This window comes from Ochrobactrum sp. BTU1 (genome assembly GCA_018798825.1).
GTDB lineage: Bacteria > Pseudomonadota > Alphaproteobacteria > Rhizobiales > Rhizobiaceae > Brucella.
The window spans coordinates 435737-455572 of sequence record CP076354.1 but is presented as its reverse complement, the minus strand read 5'-3'; the positions used below and the strand labels follow the sequence as shown (position 1 = coordinate 455572).

Below are 19836 nucleotides of genomic sequence, written 5' to 3'. Positions count from 1 at the left end.
GTGGCCTTTTTAATTTAGACGAGCGGTTTGACTGCCACCCAAAGGCTTCCAAACACGAGACCCAGAAAGATGATCAGGCCCACAATATTGTTGGAACGAAACAGTTTCAGACACTGATCGGGATTGTCGATATCAAGCACGATGATCTGGCGATAAAGATGGGCACCAGCGGCCAGCAAACCGGCAAGTGCTGGCATCGGAACCTGCGCAACAGCAAACGCCGCCGCAAAAAAACCGATTGCTCCACCATAAAGCACCATGAGCGCAGTCTTGGTATGTTTGCCAAACAGCCGCGCGGTTGAACCAACTCCAACCAGCGCATCATCTTCCTTGTCCTGATGGGCATAGATCGTATCGTAGCCGATCACCCAAAGGATCGCCCCTATGTAAAGCAGCACAGGTGGCAATGCGAGAGAGCCTTCCGCGGCCGCCCAACCCATCAGCGCGCCCCAAGAAAAGGCCAGACCAAGCACCAGCTGCGGCCAATTGGTGAAGCGCTTCATGAATGGATAGGCAGCAACAATCAGCAGAGAGAAGACACCAAGTCCGATTGAAAACCAGTTAAGCTGCAGCACGACGGCAAGGCCAACCAACGCCTGCAAAACGAGAAAAATCTTCGCCTGCCTGCTCGTGACCTGCCCCGATGGCAGTGGACGCGACCGCGTGCGATCGACTTTATCGTCGATATCCTGATCGACAATATCGTTATAGGTACATCCTGCACCGCGCATGGCAATTGAGCCAACCAAAAACAGGACAAGGTGCCAGATCGAGGGCATGACGGACCATGCACCGTCGCCAGGCTGCGCACCTGCGCCAGCAACGAGTGCTGCCGACCACCAGCACGGCCAGAGTAAAAGCTGCCAACCAATCGGGCGATCCCACCGAGCGAGCTGCGCATAGGGCCAAAGCGATGGCGGAAGAACACGATAGACCCAATGGCCCGAGGGTGCGTCTTTCACGCGTCCACGCACATCGCGCGACTGCACATCTGAATTGGCCCCAATACCGGACCCTGCATTGGGTTTTGACTGCTGCATGATTGCCTGCTTTCTAGAAACTGCTACGGCTCCACCCGCTTTTTATCCAAAAATCGCGGTACTGCCCTTGCCCGCAAACGCGTTGGGCAATAGAGACCCGTATCAATAAACATTTACTGATCTCACGCGCAGGGAGCAAGGCATGAAAGTTCTGTTGATCGGTTCCGGTGGCCGCGAACACGCATTGGCCTGGAAACTCGCCGCTTCTGAAAAGCTGACAAAGCTTTATTGCGCGCCCGGCAACCCCGGCATTGCCGAATATGCAGAACTTGTAACGCTCGACGTAACCGATCATGCAGCGGTCATCGCATTCGCCAAGGACAAGGCAATCGATCTGGTTGTCGTTGGCCCGGAAGCCCCACTCGTCGCGGGCCTAGCCGACGATCTCCAAGCCACGAATGTTCGCGTTTTCGGACCATCCAAGGCTGCCGCCCAGCTTGAAGGCTCGAAAGGCTTCACCAAGGATCTTTGCGCGCGTTTTGGCATTCCAACAGGTGCCTATGGCCGCTTCAACAATGCACCAAAAGCCAAGGCCTATGTCCGTGAAGTGGGCGCACCTATCGTCGTCAAGGCCGACGGCCTTGCCGCCGGCAAAGGCGTTGTTGTTGCCATGACGCTCGATGAAGCGCTGGACGCGGTTGATGCCTGTTTTGAAGGCGCATTCGGTTCTGCTGGTGCCGAAGTGGTCGTTGAAGAGTTTCTTGAAGGTGAAGAAGCAAGCTTCTTCTGCATTTGTGATGGCAAAACGGCCCTATCGCTTGGCTCGGCACAGGACCACAAGCGCGTGGGCGATGGCGACACCGGGCCGAATACCGGCGGTATGGGCGCTTATGCCCCCGCTCCTGTAATGACACCCGAAATCGTTGAGCGCACCATGCGCGAACTGATCGAACCGACCATGCGCGGCATGGCGGAAATTGGCGCACCTTTCTCGGGCGTGCTGTTCTTGGGCTTGATGATCGGCAAGGACGGCCCGAAGCTTATCGAATACAACACCCGCTTCGGTGATCCGGAATGTCAGGTGCTGATGATGCGCCTTGAAACCGACCTGCTTGATCTTATCAATGCGGCCGTGGACGGCAAGCTCGATGAAGTATCGCTTGAGTGGAAAGATCAGCCTGCCCTCACCGTGGTTATGGCTGCAGAAGGCTACCCTGCCAATGTGAAGAAAGGCAGCATCATTCGTGGTCTCGACCAGCTCAATGACATTGACGGGCTCAAAGTTTTCCACGCCGGTACGGCTGAAAAAAACGGCAACCTGATTGCCAATGGTGGCCGCGTTCTCAACGTAACAGCGATTGCTGAAACGGTGGCCGAAGCCCAGAGCAAGGCTTACGACGCCGTCAAGCAGATTGACTGGCCGGAAGGTTTTTATCGCTCAGACATTGGCTGGCGTGCAGTGGAACGCGAACGCTCGGGCAAGTAATAACCCGTCTCATGCGGCTGCAGCATTTCAAGCGATATGGACACGATTGCGTCCGGCTTTTTTCGCCTGATAGAGTGCCGCATCTGCACGGCGCATCGTCTCATAAAGGCTCTCATCATCGACCTGCTCGGCAACACCAAAGCTTGCCGTCGGGCTCCAAGCCGGAGATTTGCCTGTAAAGCGAAGCTCGCATAGAGCTTCTCGCAAGCTTTGCGCCAAAGCTTCCGCAGCAGCCATGTCGTTGTCTGGAATGAAGACAACGAATTCCTCGCCGCCCATTCGTGCGGCAACCGCTGCTTTCGGCAATTGCGTTTTGAGCAGCTTACCAAAAGCTGCAATCACCCTGTCACCGCCATCATGACCATAGGTATCGTTGACGCGTTTGAAAAAATCCAGATCGCTCATAATCACTGAATAGCGAATACAAGCTCCCTTGCGCGCCAAAACGCGGGAAACATGCCGATCAAAACCGCGTCGATTATAAATCTGCGAAAGCTCATCGACTTCCGATTGCTCGCTGGCCTCCCCCACCATATGCGACACAGTACTCAGCAAAAGAAGCAGTCCGCGCGCTACCTGCACCAACACACCCACTGCCAGGGAAACGATGACATGCAGCGTGTTGGCATCGTCCTCCGGCCGCATATCGGAACCCGGCCAAGCGATGAGGAAAGCTTTTGAAAGGTAGTAAATGCAGCTGAATATCGCGAGCGCCATCATCAGTTTATCGACCAGGCGTGGCATACGCGATAGATAGATCACACGGATCATCCAAAGCTGCGCGAGGCAGAGCGGCAACTGATAAAGAAAGCGATGCAAAAACGACGTTCGCGGCAGATCATAGATGAGCAGATTGCAGATGATGGCTGCAAGGAAGAAGCCGCCATAAAATTTCCAGTCGATCTTCTGGTGATAAATACTTTGCAGGCCGATCGTTATGGCCAGAAACGCCGCCATCAGAAGCGAGAAGGAAGCCAGGACCAATAGGCGTGGATTTTCTGCAAGCGGGATCCAGTAGCCGAAGATTGCAACGAGTGCTGCTGCTATGGATGCCAGCGTGAACCAGCGCGGGGCTGCATAGTTCCGTTCCTGAATGGCAACGAACGCAAATGTCAGGATGAAAACACATGACACCGTCAGATTGACAGTCAGGAAGTACGGAACAAGCGTCATATAAAAACACCTACGAACATTACTGACGTTTACAATAATGAACTAAAAATTGGATTAAGTGCAGTGTTTTGTTTTTAAAGGTCTATTTTCGGATTGGAGCATGAGAAAACGTAACCTTCGCGCGCTTTCTAATGCACTGATGACTTGGAGAGCAAATTAACAATCAGCACACCAAAAATTATGAAGCCGATTCCGATCATTCCCCACAAGTCCAGCTTCTGACCATAGACCAGCCAGCCAAAGGCAGAAATCAGAACGATACCGCAGCCGGACCAGATCGCATAAGCGACACCTACCGGAACGGTTTGCAATGTCAGGGAAAGAAAATAAAAGGCCACGGCATAGCCAACAATCATCGTGAAGGTTGGAACCATAACTGTAAAAGAGTTGGACGCCTTGAGCGCAGATGTCGCAATTACCTCTGCAACGATAGCAACACCGAGAAACAGATAGTTTTTCATGAGATTTAACTTTGTTGGTAAAGCCAGTTATTAGAGTGACTCCAGTTAATATTAAACTGTTGGAACAACTCTATCTTTTTGTTTTTATTCATTATTCTTACGCAAAACCGCTTCGCACTTTTGCTGGAAATGCTTTAATCGCTAATCATTTTCAGCAGACGGCTCCGAAGTGCTGACCAGTCATTCGGGACGACGCCAACCATATGGCTCAGCCAGATTCCATCAGCTGCAAAACGCACCGCTTCCATATCTGCCCCGCTTTCCGTGTCGCCGTATTCTTCGAGCCGCGCATTAAGCCAATGGCCCCAGGCATCGCGAAGTCTTGCATCGGAAAATACCGATATCCATAAAGCCCATACACGACTGTCATCCTGTTGCGCCTCTATCGCCAGCTCAAGATAGGCTCTTGTAAAACGTCCGCGAGTTTCTTGGTCATTCGCCATTCTGGCTCGCAGGGCAGTTTCAAAATCCAGTACCAATTCCTCAAAGACCGCATCAATCAGCAATTGTTTGTTTGCGAAGTGGTGCAGCAGACCGCCCTTCGTGACGCCAGCTCTACTTGCCACAGCCTCAAGGCTCACCGCATTCAAACCAGACTCCAGTGCCAACTCGACAGCACTTTCAATGAGCTGCGAACGGACAAGTTGAGGGTTCTTCTGACGACGATTAGCGATTGACATAAAGAAACCTACCAGATGGTTTGTTTTCTGTCACGCAACAAACTTGCGTTTTCTTCGCGCTGTAAAAGGAAATCTGGCGCGAGGTTGCGACCACCCAAGGAAACCGAACGTGATCCAACAAGACAATTCACAATATTGACGTTTACGTAATAAGCCGATAGCTCTTATATCAATAGCCATTATGTTCCCGCTGCCTGATTGGCCGCGGGACGGGTTTCCGAGGAGAGACCCATACAAAGGCCAAGTGGAGGAAAGATGTATCGCGCGCCGGTTTCCGAAATTTCCCATACGCTGATGAAGGTCGCAGGCCTTGAAACAGCCATTGAAGAGAACCGTTTCCCCGAATTTTCCGCCGATCTGGCGGAAGCTATTCTGGAAGAAGCAGGCAGGTTTGCCTCCGAGCGCGTGGAACCACTTCGCATCACCGGTGACAGGCATGGTGCCACCGTCAAAGACGGCGTTGTGACAACGGCGCCCGGTTGGAAAGAGCTTTATGCCGACTGGATTGCAGGCGGCTGGAACTCACTGACCGGCACGCCGGAATATGGCGGCCAAGGCCTGCCAACCATGATGTCGGTGGCTGTCAGCGAAATGTGGAATTCCGGCACTTTGGCATTTGCTATCGCTCCTACGCTCACCATGGGCGCGGTCGAAGCACTGGAAAAGCACGCCTCAAAAGAGCTGAAAGACACGTATTTAGAAAAGCTTATCACCGGCGAGTGGATGGGCACCATGAACCTGACCGAGCCGCAGGCGGGCTCTGATCTCGGTGCATTGCGTGCGCGTGCAGAGCGCAGCGATGATGGTTCATATCGTATTTTTGGCCAGAAGATTTTCATTACCTATGGCGAACATGACCTGACCGACAATATCGTGCATTTGGTGCTGGCGCGCCTGCCCGATGCCCCTGCCGGAACCAAGGGCATATCGCTGTTTCTCGTGCCGAAATTCTTGGTCAATGCAGATGGTTCGCTCGGTCGGCGCAATGATCTGTTCTGCTCCGGCCTTGAGCACAAGATGGGCATTCATGCCTCCCCTACCTGCACCATGATCTATGGCGATGGGTTCGTGAAAGGCGAGGAAACAGGTGCCGTCGGTTATCTGATCGGAGAAGAGAACCGCGGACTCGCCTGCATGTTCACCATGATGAACAATGCTCGTCTGCTGGTTGGTATTCAGGGCGTTGGCGTGGCCGAAGCCGCCTATCAGCAGGCATTGAACTACGCCAAAGAGCGCAAGCAGGGCCGTGCTTTGGGTGCCGATCCGAAGGCTGGCATGAGCCCGATCATCGAGCACCCGGATGTGCAACGTATGTTGCTCACCATGAAGGCGCTGACACAGGTTGCCCGCTCCATCACCTATTCATGCGCCCATGCGATCGATATGAGCCATGCAACAGAGGGTGCTAACGCACAATTCTGGTCGGATCGCGCCGGACTGCTCACACCTTTGGCCAAAAGCTTTGCAACTGATGTCGGCGTGGATGTGGCCTCGCTTGGCGTGCAGATCCATGGCGGCATGGGCTTCATCGAAGAAACCGGTGCAGCGCAACTGCTACGCGATGCCCGCATTACTCCGATTTATGAAGGTACAAATGGCATTCAGGCCATTGACCTTGTGCTGCGCAAGTTACCGCTCGGCAATGGTGAGCGTATCGGCAACTATCTCGCCGAACTGCTGCAAGAAGCGGACAAAGCGACAAAATCGAACCGTCCTGAACTTGGCGAAACGGGTTCACGTCTTTCGACAGCCATCAACGAAGCGCGTGAAGCCACTGAATGGCTGCAAAAGGCGGCAAGTGAAGGCCGTACAGAAGAAGCGCTGGCTGGAGCAACGCCGTATCAGCGTCTGCTTTCCCTGACTGCTGGCGGCGCTTATCTCGCGCGCGCAGCAATTAACAGTGACGATGCCGGCCGCGCTGCGCTTTGCCGCTTCTTTGCCGAAAACATGCTTGCGGAAGTCTCATCCCTCAAGGACACCGTCATCAGCGGCGCAGTCAGCCTTGCAGCTGCAAAATCCGCGCTGGAGGTCTGATTATGAGCGAGCATGTTCTGATCGAACGCAAAGATGCAGTGCAGATCATCCGGCTTAATAGGGCCGACAAGAAAAATGCCATCACCCGCGCCATGTATGCGGCAATGGCCAAGGCGCTTGTAGATGGCGATGCCGATGATGCTGTGCGCGTGCATGTGTTTTTGGGTGTGCCCGGTGCATTCTCGTCGGGCAACGACATGCAGGATTTCATGGCTGCCGCATCGGACGGCAATATGGGCAATGACATTCTGAATTTTCTCGCAGCCCTATCGGGCTCGAAGAAGCCGGTCATATCCGGCGTCGATGGCCTGGCTATCGGGATCGGCACGACAATCCATCTTCATTGCGACCTGACGTTTGCCACTAACCATGCGTTGTTTCGCACGCCTTTTGTTGATCTCGGACTCGTACCGGAAGCGGCCTCCAGCCTGCTTGCACCATCGCTGATGGGGCATCAGAAGGCATTTGCATTGCTCGCACTGGGGCATGGCTTCGATGCGCAGGCGGCACTTGAAGCGGGCATTGTCTATAAGGTTGTCGAAAGCAACGAGCTGGAAGCAGAAGTGCTGAAAGCTGCAGAGGAAATTGCTGCCAAGCCTCCGCAGGCCATGCAGATTGCTCGCAGCCTGATGCGTATGCCTGCCGAACCTGTTGCTGATCGCATCGCAAGAGAAGCAAAGCATTTTGCCGAGCGGCTCACGTCGAGCGAAGCGCGCGAAGCCGTAATGGCGTTTCTCAGCCGCAAAAAGTAATCTGAATAAAAAAATTACCCGGATGGGGTTACCATCCGGGTGGCTTGCTGGAGGTCAGCCAAGTTGGTTGCTCCGGCATCGAGGCCTTTGATGTCTGGAAAGGTCCTTCATCTTTCCAGACGACCACCGAGCGGTGCGTTATTCCTTAGATAGTATAGAAATCCGACGAGAACGTGTTCACACGCGAATGTGATAACTTACTAGTATGGCGAACCCGAAATTCGTATCGCTTTGAAGCAGCCCTTGGAGCGAATTTCGGGATGCGTTCTAGTTTCGAGCGATAATCTCACGGCCTTCAATGACCATGCGCACGCCCAGCGAACCGGTTTTGCGGCGAGCAAGGAAGCGAGGGCGGCGGCGGCGCGGTTCCTGTCCCTGGCGGCGCGCCTGTGGCTCCCCGGTGCGAACCGGGCCAGTGCTTTCATAAAGCGGACGCGCAACCCCGTCTTCTTCCACCAACATCATTGGTAGGTTGAAGGTTGCAGCCCAAGCGCGCCAGTCAGCAGCAACATCGGTCAGGTCGTGAGCAACCAGCAGCGGCACAGAAAGCTGCGGATCTTCATGCATCAGTTCAAGCGTTACGGTGATTTCGCCAAATTCGTCTTCAACGGCGCGGGCCGTCACACCGATGAATGCGTTGATCGGAAGAGCGAGCGACATTGGCAAGCCGCTCGATGGCAGGATCTGGCGGATAACCGCACCACGTTCACTAATGGTGAAGGTTACGTCTGCATCGCAATCTTCTGCCGCATAGGTCACAACCTGCGGAAGGTGAAACGGATCGAGCCGAAGTTCCTGACCTGCCCATTCTGGCTTCTTAAGTCCGCTGCTCATCATTTTCGACGCCTCTGTCTATCTCTGCCTGTTTTTTGAGAGCCAGTTATTCCGGCTTCTCTTTTGAGCGATGTTCGCTCTTGTTGATTTGGAGAATAGACTGCGTTTATTACCGATGCGCTTAACGCGTTAGGTTAACTTTTCCCTGCTTTTTCATTTGGTTACTGCTTTACAACCAGGTGTAAGAAGTCGGTAATTCTTGCTAATTTTCGTTTACATAAATGAAAAGGCGGACAGTTTCCTGTCCGCCTCGTTTTCGTCATATTCGCTGAATTTACAGCACTTTACCCGGATTCATAATACCATTCGGGTCGAATGATTTCTTAATACGGCGCATCAATTCAAGAGCTACGTCCTGTTTGAAGAAGGCGAGCTCCTCGCGCTTCAATACGCCGATACCGTGCTCTGCGGAGATCGATCCGGCAAAAGACGCAACAATTGTATGAATGCGATGATTTAAATCGTGCCAGCGATCAAGGAAAGCTTGCTTATCGGCACCCACCGGCTGCGACACATTATAGTGCAGATTGCCGTCGCCAATATGGCCAAAGCAAACGATACGCGAACCGGGAATCATTTCCAGCGTTGCCGCATTGGCTTCGTGAATGAATTCCGGGATTTTTGCGACAGGCACCGAGATATCATGCTTGATCGAGCCGCCTTCTGGCTTCTGCGCCCAGGACATTTCCTCGCGCATTTTCCAGAACATCTGCGCCTGTGCAACGCTTTCAGCAATCGCCGCATCCTGAATGATATCGTTCTCGAACGCTTCCGTCAGGATAGTTTCAAGCGTCGTGCGCGCATCGTCTTCCGAACGGGTCGATGAAATATCCACCAGCACATACCAGTCATGCGGGCTTTCGAGCGGATCGCGCACTCCGTCCACATGAGCAACGGTAAACTCAACGCCCACACGCGGCATTAGTTCAAAGCCAGTGAGCGACGGGCCTGCATGTTCGGTGGCAAGCTGGAACAGGCGCAGCACGTCTTCCGGGCTGCGAAGACCGGCATAGGCCACGCCCTTGCCCTTTGGCTGCGGGTAAATCTTCAAAACGGCAGCGGTGATAACCCCAAGCGTGCCTTCCGAACCGACAAACAGATCTTTGAGATCATAGCCGGTGTTGTCTTTCTTCACGTAGCGCAGATCGTTGAGGATTTCACCGCTTGGCAGAACCACTTCAAGGCCGAGGCAAAGCTCACGCATATTGCCATAAGCCAGAACTGCCGTGCCGCCAGCATTGGAACCAAGATTGCCACCAACCTGGCAAGAGCCTTCCGCGCCAAGCGACAGCGGAAACAGACGGCCCACTTTCTGCGCTTCGTCCTGAAGGTTTTTGAGGATCACACCGGCTTCGACCGTCACCAGATTGCCGACCGGATCAACCGAGCGCACCTTGTTCATGCGGCCAAGCGACAGAACAATCGTGGTGTTGCTTTCATCCGGCGTCTGACCGCCAACAAGGCCAGTATTGCCGCCCTGCGGGACGACCGGCGTTTTGGTTTCATTGGCAAGTTTCAGGATCGCAGAAACTTCTTCCGTTGAGGCCGGGCGCAAAACCAGCGGCGAACGGCCCTGATAAAGATCGCGCTGTTCAATCATGAAAGGCGCAATATCTTCCGGCGCGGTCAGCGCATTCTTTTCGCCAACGATGGCTGCAAAACGTTCGATCAGGGCGGTGTCGAGCATGTGCTTCTCTTGTCAGTTTGGGGAACTAGCGCGGGGCCGCCGCGCGTTTAAGACGATCATTGATGGCCTCACCGAGACCATCAAAAGGAATGGGTTCAACAGCAATGGTGCGCGCGCCACTTGCATCAAGCTTGCGCATGAAATCAAACAGATTGCTGGCCGCTTCGCGCAAATCGCCCGATGGGCTAAGGTTAAGCGTCGAAACAGCCTTATCGGCATCGGCCACGCGCTTGGAACCGAAAGCCAGCAATGCCTCGCCCGCATCAACGCTTGCAGCATCGAGCCGCACGGCGGCATCAGGCGCATAATGCGATTCCATCATGCCCGGCGCTTGAATGGCGGCCTTATGCTCCGCACGTTCGAGCTTAACGCCAATTAGCGTTTCAATCTCTTCTGCCGCCAGACCACCGGGGCGCAGCAAGCGCACGCGCTCGCCTTCAACCTTCAGAATAGTGGATTCCACACCCACACCGCACGGACCGGCATCAAGGATCATGTCGATTTTATTGCCCAGATCATCGGCTACAGCCTTGGCCGAAGTGGGGCTGATGCGGCCTGACGTATTGGCGCTTGGTGCAGCAACAGGGCTGTCCAGATTCTTTATAACATCACGCACCCGTCCCGTAGGCATACGAATGGCGAGCGTATCAAGCCCCGCGGTCACCAGCGGATGTATCGGGCGCGTCGTGTCTTGCTTGGTTTTAAGCGGCAGAACAAGTGTCAACGGCCCCGGCCAGCAAGCTTCTGCGAGTTTGCGTGAGATCGGATCGAAAGTCACGTAACGCTCGGCCATAGCAATACTATCGACATGGGCAATGAGCGGATTGAACTGCGGGCGACCTTTGGCGGCGAAAATACCGGCAACGCCTTCGCCATGCGCTGCGTCAGCCGCTAGACCATAGACCGTCTCTGTAGGAATCGCGACAAGGCCGCCACTGGTGAGCACAGCCACCGCGCGTAAAACAGCTTTATCGTCAAATTCCAGAATATCGGCCAAGGTCATTCTCCTGCCGCTGTAGCTACACAACACATGGGCTGAGAGCAAGGGACTCGTAGGTGCAGTTCATGCAAGATAGGAATGAGGTACAAAAAGAAAGGGCGCTAGAAAGCGCCCTTTTTGTCTTATCCGGCGATTTTCGAGAAATCGGCCACCTTGCTGGTGGCAGTGCGGATTTGTTCAAGCAGTGCAAGGCGATTGGCGCGGACGTTTTCGTCCTCGTCATTGACCAGTACCTTCTCGAAGAAAGTATCGACCGGACCGCGCAACTTAGCCAGCGCCAGCATTGCACCGCCGAAATCTTCGAGGGCAATGGCTTCTTCGGCTTCCTGAGCTGCAAGGGTTACAGCCGCATAAAGCGCCTTTTCCTCATCAAGCTTCAGGAGAGCCGCATCAACGCTTTGAGCGACCTTGGTGCCCTTCTTTTCTTCCGCAGCCAGAATATTGGCAGCGCGCTTGGTGCCAGCCAGAAGGTTCTTGCCGTCTTCTTCATTGATGAAGACGATCAAAGCTTCCAGACGACGGGCAACCAGCAGAAGATTGTCGGCATCTGAAGTCAGAACCGCATCAATCGCGTCGTGACGTGCGCCATCTTCCTTCAGGTGTACCTTGAAACGGTCATGCAGGAACGACAGGAGGTCAGCCAGCAATGGCTCAGCATTGGCTTCGATTTCAGCACGCGCTTGCGTTTCGAGATTGCGCAATGCGTTATCGACGTCCTGCTCACCATCAACATCGCCAGATTTTTCATCTGCGAGCTTGGCTTCAAACTCACGCAGTTTGCGCTGAACCTGACCTTCTTTCAGCGCAGCATAAGCCGAGCGCAAAAGTGGCAAGAGCGGGAACTTCCAGTCCTGCGACAGAACCAGACGGATCACGCCCAATGCTGCACGGCGCAGAGCAAACGGGTCTTTCGAGCCGGTAGGCTTTTCGTCAATCGCCCAGAAGCCAACCAGCGTGTCGAGCTTGTCAGCCAAAGCGACAGCCACCGCAACCGGATTTTTCGGTACGAAATCAGACGGGCCTTGCGGCTTGTAATGTTCTTCAAGAGCCGCAGCGACGGATTCGTCTTCGCCCTGAAGCAAAGCGTATTTACGACCCATTGCGCCCTGAAGTTCGGGGAACTCGCCAACAACTTCTGTGGTCAGATCGGCCTTTGCCAGAACCGCCGCGCGCGCTGCAAGCGCAGGATCGGCACCGACCAGCGGCGCGATTTGTGCTGCAAGCTGGCGGATGCGTTCGACGCGTGAGCCTTGCGTGCCGAGCTTGGCGTGGAAGGTCACATTGAGTGCATCCAAACGCGCCATGCGCTGATCAAGCGGCTTCTTCAAATCAAGGTCGAACTTTTCGCCAGATGCCAAAAGCTTGTCGAGGTCCGGCAGATCGTGCTGATCGGTGTGCCAGAAATAGAGCGCATCGGAGAGACGTGCGCGCACAACCTTGCCATTGCCGTAGGCGATTTCTGTGCCGCCATCGCGTGCTGCGATGTTGGATACCAGAATGAACTTGTTCGACAGCGCTTCCGTTTCACCCTGCTTGCGGGTGACAAAGCATTTCTGGTTCACGCGGATTGTCAGCTGAATGACTTCCGGCGGGATCGCCAGAAATTCTTCCTCAAACTCACCCATCAGCACCACAGGCCATTCGACCAGACCCGACACTTCTTCAAGCAAGCCTTCGTCTTCAACCAGATCAAGACCGGAAGCAAAGGTCAGATTGCGCGCATCTTGCAGGATGATTTCCTTGCGGCGCTCGGCGTCGAGCACCACAAAAGCCTTTTCGAGCTTTTCGACGTAATCGTCAAAACGGCGCACCTTGATCGCCTGACCATCGCTTAAGAAACGATGACCATAGGTGACATTGCCCGACTTGATGCCGTCAACGTCAAACTCGACCACCACCGTTTCTTCGGTTTCAGGACCGAAGGTGCAGAGGATCGATTGCAGCGGACGCACCCAGCGAAGCGCACCCGGCTTTGACGAAGCCGCCCCCCAGCGCATGGACTTTGGCCAAGGGAAGTTGCGGATTGTCTGCGGTACGAGTTCCGCAATGATTTCTTCCGCAGCACGGCCCGGCTTGGTCAGATGAGCAACATAGAAATCGCCCTTCTTTGGATCAGAATGCACATGCGCCTGAGACACATCGGTCAATCCAGCCTTGCGCAGGAAGCCCTGAATGGCTTGTTCCGGTGCCGTGACAGATGGGCCCTTTACGTCTTCATGCACGTCTTTCGAGCGCACAGTCAGACCGCGCACATCGAGCGTCAGACGACGCGGGGTCCAATAGGCGGTCGTGGCCTCATAGGTCAGACCGGCTTCAACCAGACCATCGGTGATCATCTTCTTGAAATCACCCGCAGCCTTGCGCTGCATACGGGCAGGAATCTCTTCCGAGAAAAGTTCGAGCAACAAATCAGGCATTACACAGCCTCGTTCTTAAGGTTGAAGCCGCCGGCGTCGGTGAGCAAAAATGCTTCGCCGCACTGACGCGCGAGATTGCGCACGCGCAGAATATAGCTCTGACGTTCAGTGACCGAGATCACGCCGCGCGCATCCATCAGGTTGAAGACATGGGATGCCTTGATGCACTGGTCATAGGCCGGGAAAACGCATTTATGCAGCGAGCCTTCGCCTGTGCTGCCTGCCTTCAAAATCGCAGCGCATTCGCGCTCAGCATCAATGAAATGCTGGTGCAGAATATCGGTGTTCGCCATTTCGAAATTGTAGCGGGAATATTCCTGCTCAGCCTGCAAGAAAACATCACCATAGGTGACTTTTTCCTCGCCTTCGAGACCATTGAAGTTGAGGTCATAGACATTGTCCACGCCCTGCACATACATGGCGAGGCGTTCAAGACCATAGGTCAACTCACCCGCAACCGGCGAGCATTCAATGCCGCAAACCTGCTGGAAATAAGTGAACTGCGACACTTCCATGCCGTCACACCAGCATTCCCAACCAAGGCCCCAAGCGCCGAGCGTCGGGCTTTCCCAGTCGTCTTCCACAAAGCGCACGTCATGCAGCGTCGGATCAAGACCAATGGCACGCAGCGAACCGAGGTAGAGCTCCTGCAGGTTCGGCGGCGATGGCTTGATGATCACCTGATACTGATAATAATGCTGCAAGCGGTTTGGATTTTCACCATAGCGGCCATCCTTCGGACGGCGCGACGGCTGCACATAGGCAGCTTTCCAAGGCTTTGGCCCGAGCGAACGCAAAGTCGTCGCCGGGTGGAACGTACCCGCCCCCACTTCCATGTCGTAAGGCTGCAAAATAGCGCAACCGTGTTCCGCCCAATAGTTATGGAGCGTCAGGATCAAGCCCTGAAAGGAACGGGTGGGGTGCATATGTGCTGGCAACGTACTGGACACGGGGTCAGGCCTTGTTATTGAAATGATGGCCCGGTCTAATTTGTCCGCCTGCCACGGTCAAGCATGACATTTGATCGCTGAACGCTGCTCACGCTGGCATAGCGAAATGGAAAGCCCGGAAATCGATCAAACTTCCGGGCTTTGAAATTATTCGGTTTTGGTTTCAGGCGCTTTTGTCGGCTCAGGCTTCTTGTCCTGAGCCCGCGCCTCCGAAGGATTTGGATCAGGAGCCAGACCCTTTTTCAGCTTTTCTTCAATCTTGGCCAACTCTTCCGGTTCAGGCTTGCCAGCAATGGCGTGGTTCCACTGGAAAGTCGCTTCAAGCTGACGGTCCGAGCGCCAGTAAGCATCGCCAAGGTGGTCGTTGATCGTCGGATCTTCCGGACGAAGCTTCACGGCCTTTTCAAGCTCGACCACGGCTTCCGGATAACGACCGAGCTTGTAATAAGCCCAACCGAGCGAATCGACGATGTAACCATCCTGCGGACGCAGTTCGACCGCTTTCTTGATCATTTTCAGTGCTTCATCGAGATTTTCACCCCGATCAACCCATGAATAACCAAGATAATTCAGCACCTGTGGCTGATCAGGATAAAGCTCCAGAGCCTTTTTGAAATTCGGCTCTGCCTGATCCCATTCCTTCAGCCGTTCATGCGCGATGCCGCGCTGATAGAACACTGGCCAATCCTTGCGTTCCGGCGATTTGATCTGCTCTACCGCTGCATCATAGATTTTTGCAGCGTCGGCAAAATTCTTGTCCTGCGCATAGACACCACCAAGCGCCAGATAGGTGCGCAGATCCGTCTTGTCACGCTCAAGCAAGGTCTTGAGCTGGGTGATTGCTTCGCCAGTCTTCTCGTTTTCAGCAAGATTAAGCGCGCGCTGCATTTCCGCATCACGCCGATACGGCGATTTTTCGGGAACGCGAGCATAATATTCGACAGCCTTTTCCGGCTGACGCAGCTTCGCCGAAATATCTCCAAGCTGGTAAAGCGTAGCATCATTGTCTGGGCGCAGTGGCAACGACATTTGCAGGTACAGTTTCGCAAATGCTTCTGCACCACCGCGATTGATCGCAGTGCCAAGCGTATAAAGCACTTCGCCCACACCTTGCTGCGGCGTATCGATCAGGCGAGAGTATTTCTGTCCGGCCTCGATCTTTTCGCGCATTTCTGTGATCGTCATACGGCCATTCAGAAGCTCTTCAGCGTCTTTGAGAATCTTGACAGCACCGGCCTTGTCGCCCTGACGCAGCTTGAATGCGGCATAGGACATCACAATACGCTCATAGGTATCAGGTGCTGCGCTACCACCGGCGCGATCATCGAGCGCTTGCTGATAATAATTACGTGCATCCTGCTTATCGCCCGCAATATCGGCGATAAGCGCTGCATTATAAATGCGGAACAGGCCGTACCACTCAGGACCGTTGATCTTCACAACATCGGCAAGCGCACGCTTTGGATTGCCCTGCCCGACCTTCACCCATGCGCTCATGAGACTGGTCGCGAGCTGGTCCATGTCGGACTGAATCGACAACATCAGAAGCGGGCCGGTCTTGCGATACTGCTTCTTGGAAATGGCATCGATTGCCAGTGCTACGCGTGAAAAGCGCTCAATCTCCGGCTGATCTTTAAGCTCTTCGGCAAGCGGCAGAGCATCCTTGAAACGACCTTCCGTCAACAGCGCCAATAGCAGGTTCTGCTTGATGATGTCATTTCCCGGATCAAACGCCATGGCCTGACGATAAAAATCGACAGCTGCGGAAATGTTGTTGTCGGCTTCAGCTGTGCGCGCTGCGAGATAAGCGCCGGCAAATGAACCGGCACGCACCTGCGAGACTGGATCTGTGCTTGTTTTAGCCATTGCCGCGTTTGCCGGTATCGCCACTCCCGCCAAAGCCAGAAGAAGCAATCCGTAAAGCGGACGACGTTTAGATCCCTGCCGCATAAAGCCCAGTCCTCTTTCCGATTCCGTATAAGATCCCCTATTCAGAGGCACCTCAAGCATGGCCTTTTTGGGGTTCAAGCGCAAGAAAAGCATCCGTGAAGGATGCTTTTCTTGTTACTCCTTATCAGCATGTCGTCAACCTGAAACCGGTTTCCACTTTCAAGCGACATGCTTGAAAAAGCATTCGTGAATGATGCTTCTCTTTAAATTTAACAAAGACCTTAGTTTACCCGGCTGATGCAGAAGTCGATGACTTCAATCAGCGCATCCTTCTCAGGGCAGGCCTTCAAAGGCGCTAAGGCATCGCGGGCGATTTCGCCGAAATGACGGGCACGCTGTACAGTGTCAGCGATTGCACCGTGCTTGGTCATGAGGCCAATGGCCTTTTCAAGCGAAGCGTCGTCGCTCGCACCTTCTTCAATTGCATGTTTCCAGAAAGCGCGTTCTTCATCAGTGCCGCGGCGATAGCTCAGGATCACTGGCAGTGTGATCTTGCCTTCGCGGAAATCATCGCCGGTGTTCTTGCCAAGATCGGCTGCCGAACCACCATAATCCAGCGCATCGTCAACAAGCTGGAAAGCGAGGCCAAGATTAAGACCGTAGTCGCGCAGGGCTGCACGATCGGAAGGTTTCGCATCAGCAATGATCGGACCGACTTCGGCAGCAGCCGAGAACAGCGCTGCGGTTTTAGCCTTAATGACGGCCAGATACTCGTCTTCGGTGGTTTCCATGTTCTTGGCAGCAGCCAACTGCATCACTTCGCCTTCAGCAATAACCGAAGCAGAGGTTGCAAGAACATCAAGAGCGTCGAGCGAGCCGACATCGACCATCATCTTGAAAGCCTGACCGAGCAGGAAGTCACCAACCAGAACGCTTGCCTGGTTGCCCCAGATCATGCGCGCCGTGCTTTTACCGCGACGCAGATCGCTTTCATCGACCACATCGTCATGCAGAAGAGTAGCGGTATGCATGAATTCGACCGAGGTTGCGAGACGGACATGCCCGTCACCCTCATAGCCAAACATGCGGGCAGCAGCCAACGTCATCATTGGGCGGAGGCGCTTGCCACCAGATGAAATGAGATGGTTCGCCACTTCCGGGATCATCTCGACATCGGAGCCCGCACGGGACAGGATCATTTCGTTCACGCGGCCCATATCGGCCTTCGTCAGGTCGACCAGAGGCTGAACCGATCCTTCCCGCTTCTGTTTCCCGTCAAGATTCAAAACCACACCCAATGTCGTTACTCCTAGCTGCCGACCACACTATTTGTGCGGATCAGAATGCTCAAGACGCTTAACAGCCCCTGCAACGCCCAAGCTTTTTATTCAGAGCCTGTTCACCATTGAAGGAAGCAGTTGTCAATGCGGTCTATTGATTACACATTGTCGAAATGATCGAACTTATGCGCACAAATGATTCCGTTCTCCTATCCGTTGCCGAAGCTCTTATGAAAGAGGCCGGCATCATTTACTTCATTGCCGACACCAATATGAGCATTCTCGAAGGTTCATTAGGCGTTATACCTAGGCGATTCCTCGTTGAGGAAGACCGATTGGACGAAGCCAGACGTTACCTGATCGATGCCGGTCTGGAACATGAACTCAAAGACCATGACGAATAACATTTCCGAGCGCGCACAGGATACCGTGGAAGAAACGCTGGATGTGTTTCATCGTGGTGCATTTCATCTCGTGCAGCCCGCGATGAAAGGCCATCGGTCCGGTGTAGACGCAATGATTCTCGCAAGCAGCGTGCCAAATGGTTTCTCAGGCCGCCTTGCCGATCTCGGCAGTGGTGCAGGTGCTGCAGGCCTCGCGGTGGCTGCCCGCTGCAAGGACGCGCGCGCTACACTCATCGAACGCTCGGGCTTTATGCTTAACTTTGCGCATAAGAGCGTCAACCATCCACTAAATACCGCCTTGCGCGACCGTGTCGATATTCTGGAAGCCGATGTCTCACTGACCGGCAAGGCGCGGGCCAGCGCTGGCCTGATCGATAACAGCTTCGATTATGTCATCATGAACCCGCCTTTTAATGAGGCGAGCGACCGCTCGACACCTGATCCCTTGAAAGCTGAAGCGCATGTCATGCCCGAAGGCATGTTCGAACAATGGCTGCGCACCGCATCGGCGCTTCTGCGGCCCGGCGGCGGCGTTTCGATTATCGCACGCCCTGCTTCGCTCGCGCCGATATTGGAAGCGCTTGAGCGACGTTTTGGCGGACTGAAGATCATTCCGATCCTGCCACGCCCTGACGCGGCGGCCATCCGCATCGTGATTACCGGCATTCGCGGTAGCCGTGCAGGCCTTTCGCTCATGCCAGCCCTTATTCTGCACGGCGATGCGGGTAATGATTTCACGCCACGCGCCACAGCCATTAATAACGGCCAGACTTCGCTACTTTAGGAAAACCCGTGAAAAAATGTCTGAACGCGGTTGATCGCACCGACGGAAAGGCCCGGTTCGAACTTTTTGATCATGGAAACGGGCTTTATTCTTTTGAAGAAACCCAAGAGTTTCTGGATGAAGTGCCTGAGATCGGACCCTACACTTATTGGGGTACGACTTACGCATCCGGGCTTTACAATGACCAGACCGAAGCCATGCGGGAAGCGAGAGCGCTGATCCAATGGCTTTCCGTGATTGAAACAAGCGAGGGCTTCATGGAAATCAGACCAGTCAAAATTGACGATGCGGATGGCATGAGCCGCATTCTCAAAGAGATCATCGACGCAACCGGACGCCAGCGGGATTATGATCGCGACCATGTCATTGAGCGCTATATTTCCGATCCGAACCGGATCGAATGTCACGTAGCAGTTGCTGATGGCGAGATACTAGGTTTTCAATCACTGAAACATGCGACCGAAGACAATCCCTATGGCGTCGCGGTCGGCTGGGGAATTATCGGCACCCATGTCAGTCCGCGTGCCGCCCGTAAAGGCGTAGGATCGGCCCTATTCGAAGCAACCCGTCAGGCGGCGGAAGCGGCAGAGATCACTGATATCGACGCAACCATCGGCGCCGATAACGATATGGGCCTCGCCTATTATGAAGCGATGGGGTTTCGCACCTATCGCACATCAGGCGACAGGATCTGCAAAAAATATAGTTTGGAAAACTGAAGACATGCTTCTGATCGTTGGAACGATTCGCTTGCCAGCGGAAAAACTTGATGAAGCTCGACCAGTTATGCAGCGGATGATTGAAGCAAGTCGCGCAGAGGACGGCTGCCTTTCGTATTCTTATTCTCAAGATGTACTTGAAACAAACGTCATTCATGTAAAAGAGCTATGGCGAGATCGGGTTTCACTGGACAAACACTTCGTGTCTGACCACATAGGGAAGTGGCGTTCCGAATGGCCAAGACTTGGCATTACGGATCGCAACCTCACGCTCTACGAAGTAGACGCTCCGGAAATAACCTGAA

The 19836-nt window shown here is 54.1% G+C and carries 18 protein-coding genes; 7 read left to right on the top strand and 11 right to left on the bottom strand.

Annotated elements, in window-relative coordinates; translation table 11 throughout:
• Nucleotides 1-14 precede the first annotated feature (14 nt).
• Entirely contained in the window at nt 15-1040 is a 1026-nt protein-coding gene (ubiA, locus tag KMS41_02110) for a 4-hydroxybenzoate octaprenyltransferase (protein ID QWK78063.1), read from the bottom strand.
• Nucleotides 1041-1182: 142 nt separating this feature from the next.
• Between ubiA and purD the strand changes: the two genes are divergently transcribed.
• Nucleotides 1183-2466, top strand: a complete 1284-nt coding sequence (gene purD / locus KMS41_02105; GenBank protein QWK78062.1) for a phosphoribosylamine--glycine ligase — start codon at nt 1183-1185, stop codon at nt 2464-2466.
• 27 nt (nt 2467-2493) lie between these two features.
• On the opposite strand, the gene KMS41_02100 is transcribed toward purD, so the two are convergent.
• From KMS41_02100 to KMS41_02090, 3 genes are all read right to left on the bottom strand, one after another.
• Complete coding sequence (locus KMS41_02100; protein QWK78061.1) at nt 2494-3639, bottom strand: GGDEF domain-containing protein; 1146 nt, start codon at nt 3637-3639, stop codon at nt 2494-2496.
• A 128-nt stretch (nt 3640-3767) separates the two neighbouring features.
• Entirely contained in the window at nt 3768-4100 is a 333-nt protein-coding gene (locus KMS41_02095) for an EamA family transporter (GenBank protein QWK78060.1), read from the bottom strand.
• 134 nt (nt 4101-4234) lie between these two features.
• Entirely contained in the window at nt 4235-4780 is a 546-nt protein-coding gene (locus KMS41_02090; protein ID QWK78059.1) for a TetR/AcrR family transcriptional regulator, read from the bottom strand.
• Between the two features lie 255 nt (nt 4781-5035).
• Here KMS41_02090 and KMS41_02085 point away from each other — a divergent pair, with 255 nt between their 5' ends.
• Both KMS41_02085 and KMS41_02080 read left to right on the top strand, forming a co-directional pair.
• Nucleotides 5036-6814, top strand: coding sequence for an acyl-CoA dehydrogenase (locus KMS41_02085; protein QWK78058.1), 1779 nt, complete (start codon nt 5036-5038; stop codon nt 6812-6814).
• 2 nt (nt 6815-6816) lie between these two features.
• Nucleotides 6817-7566, top strand: coding sequence for a crotonase/enoyl-CoA hydratase family protein (locus tag KMS41_02080; GenBank protein QWK78057.1), 750 nt, complete (start codon nt 6817-6819; stop codon nt 7564-7566).
• 267 nt (nt 7567-7833) lie between these two features.
• Here the strand turns inward: KMS41_02080 and KMS41_02075 are convergent, their stop codons facing one another.
• From KMS41_02075 to KMS41_02045, 7 genes are all read right to left on the bottom strand, one after another.
• Nucleotides 7834-8403 (bottom strand): hypothetical protein, encoded by a 570-nt coding sequence (locus KMS41_02075; protein QWK78056.1) that lies wholly within the window; start codon nt 8401-8403, stop codon nt 7834-7836.
• 271 nt (nt 8404-8674) lie between these two features.
• Nucleotides 8675-10087 carry an FAD-binding oxidoreductase gene (locus KMS41_02070; GenBank protein QWK78055.1) on the bottom strand — a complete coding sequence of 471 codons (1413 nt, stop codon included), beginning with the start codon at nt 10085-10087 and terminating at the stop codon, nt 8675-8677.
• A gap of 25 nt (nt 10088-10112) precedes the next feature.
• Complete coding sequence (locus KMS41_02065) at nt 10113-11084, bottom strand: threonylcarbamoyl-AMP synthase (protein ID QWK78054.1); 972 nt, start codon at nt 11082-11084, stop codon at nt 10113-10115.
• A gap of 125 nt (nt 11085-11209) precedes the next feature.
• Entirely contained in the window at nt 11210-13504 is a 2295-nt protein-coding gene (gene glyS, locus KMS41_02060) for a glycine--tRNA ligase subunit beta (protein QWK78053.1), read from the bottom strand.
• Nucleotides 13504-14430 carry a glycine--tRNA ligase subunit alpha gene (locus KMS41_02055; GenBank protein QWK78742.1) on the bottom strand — a complete coding sequence of 309 codons (927 nt, stop codon included), beginning with the start codon at nt 14428-14430 and terminating at the stop codon, nt 13504-13506. The genes glyS and KMS41_02055 overlap by 1 nt, the downstream gene beginning before the upstream one ends.
• A gap of 171 nt (nt 14431-14601) precedes the next feature.
• A complete protein-coding gene (locus tag KMS41_02050) occupies nt 14602-16404 on the bottom strand; it encodes a tetratricopeptide repeat protein (protein QWK78052.1) in 1803 nt (600 codons plus the stop codon).
• A gap of 221 nt (nt 16405-16625) precedes the next feature.
• Nucleotides 16626-17642, bottom strand: a complete 1017-nt coding sequence (locus tag KMS41_02045; protein ID QWK78051.1) for a polyprenyl synthetase family protein — start codon at nt 17640-17642, stop codon at nt 16626-16628.
• Between the two features lie 155 nt (nt 17643-17797).
• Between KMS41_02045 and KMS41_02040 the strand changes: the two genes are divergently transcribed.
• From KMS41_02040 to KMS41_02025, 4 genes are all read left to right on the top strand, one after another.
• Entirely contained in the window at nt 17798-18028 is a 231-nt protein-coding gene (locus KMS41_02040) for a DUF2007 domain-containing protein (protein QWK78050.1), read from the top strand.
• A gap of 1 nt (nt 18029) precedes the next feature.
• Nucleotides 18030-18812 (top strand): methyltransferase, encoded by a 783-nt coding sequence (locus tag KMS41_02035; protein ID QWK78741.1) that lies wholly within the window; start codon nt 18030-18032, stop codon nt 18810-18812.
• A gap of 257 nt (nt 18813-19069) precedes the next feature.
• On the top strand, nt 19070-19531 hold the full coding sequence (locus KMS41_02030; GenBank protein ID QWK78740.1) for a GNAT family N-acetyltransferase: 462 nt from the start codon (nt 19070-19072) through the stop codon (nt 19529-19531).
• Nucleotides 19532-19535: 4 nt separating this feature from the next.
• Nucleotides 19536-19835 carry an antibiotic biosynthesis monooxygenase gene (locus tag KMS41_02025; protein ID QWK78049.1) on the top strand — a complete coding sequence of 100 codons (300 nt, stop codon included), beginning with the start codon at nt 19536-19538 and terminating at the stop codon, nt 19833-19835.
• Nucleotide 19836: the final 1 nt, after the last annotated feature.

Excerpts from the sequence above, each read along its gene's own strand:
- ubiA (QWK78063.1), bottom strand. The coding sequence starts at position 1,040 with ATGCAGCAGTCAAAACCCAATGCAGGGTCCGGTATTGGGGCCAATTCA.
- purD (QWK78062.1), top strand. The coding sequence starts at position 1,183 with ATGAAAGTTCTGTTGATCGGTTCCGGTGGCCGCGAACACGCATTGGCC.
- KMS41_02100 (QWK78061.1), bottom strand. The coding sequence starts at position 3,639 with ATGACGCTTGTTCCGTACTTCCTGACTGTCAATCTGACGGTGTCATGT.
- KMS41_02095 (QWK78060.1), bottom strand. The coding sequence starts at position 4,100 with ATGAAAAACTATCTGTTTCTCGGTGTTGCTATCGTTGCAGAGGTAATT.
- KMS41_02090 (QWK78059.1), bottom strand. The coding sequence starts at position 4,780 with ATGTCAATCGCTAATCGTCGTCAGAAGAACCCTCAACTTGTCCGTTCG.
- KMS41_02085 (QWK78058.1), top strand. The coding sequence starts at position 5,036 with ATGTATCGCGCGCCGGTTTCCGAAATTTCCCATACGCTGATGAAGGTC.
- KMS41_02080 (QWK78057.1), top strand. The coding sequence starts at position 6,817 with ATGAGCGAGCATGTTCTGATCGAACGCAAAGATGCAGTGCAGATCATC.
- KMS41_02075 (QWK78056.1), bottom strand. The coding sequence starts at position 8,403 with ATGATGAGCAGCGGACTTAAGAAGCCAGAATGGGCAGGTCAGGAACTT.
- KMS41_02070 (QWK78055.1), bottom strand. The coding sequence starts at position 10,087 with ATGCTCGACACCGCCCTGATCGAACGTTTTGCAGCCATCGTTGGCGAA.
- glyS (QWK78053.1), bottom strand. The coding sequence starts at position 13,504 with ATGCCTGATTTGTTGCTCGAACTTTTCTCGGAAGAGATTCCTGCCCGT.
- KMS41_02055 (QWK78742.1), bottom strand. The coding sequence starts at position 14,430 with ATGCACCCCACCCGTTCCTTTCAGGGCTTGATCCTGACGCTCCATAAC.
- KMS41_02050 (QWK78052.1), bottom strand. The coding sequence starts at position 16,404 with ATGCGGCAGGGATCTAAACGTCGTCCGCTTTACGGATTGCTTCTTCTG.
- KMS41_02040 (QWK78050.1), top strand. The coding sequence starts at position 17,798 with ATGATCGAACTTATGCGCACAAATGATTCCGTTCTCCTATCCGTTGCC.
- KMS41_02030 (QWK78740.1), top strand. The coding sequence starts at position 19,070 with ATGGAAATCAGACCAGTCAAAATTGACGATGCGGATGGCATGAGCCGC.
- KMS41_02025 (QWK78049.1), top strand. The coding sequence starts at position 19,536 with ATGCTTCTGATCGTTGGAACGATTCGCTTGCCAGCGGAAAAACTTGAT.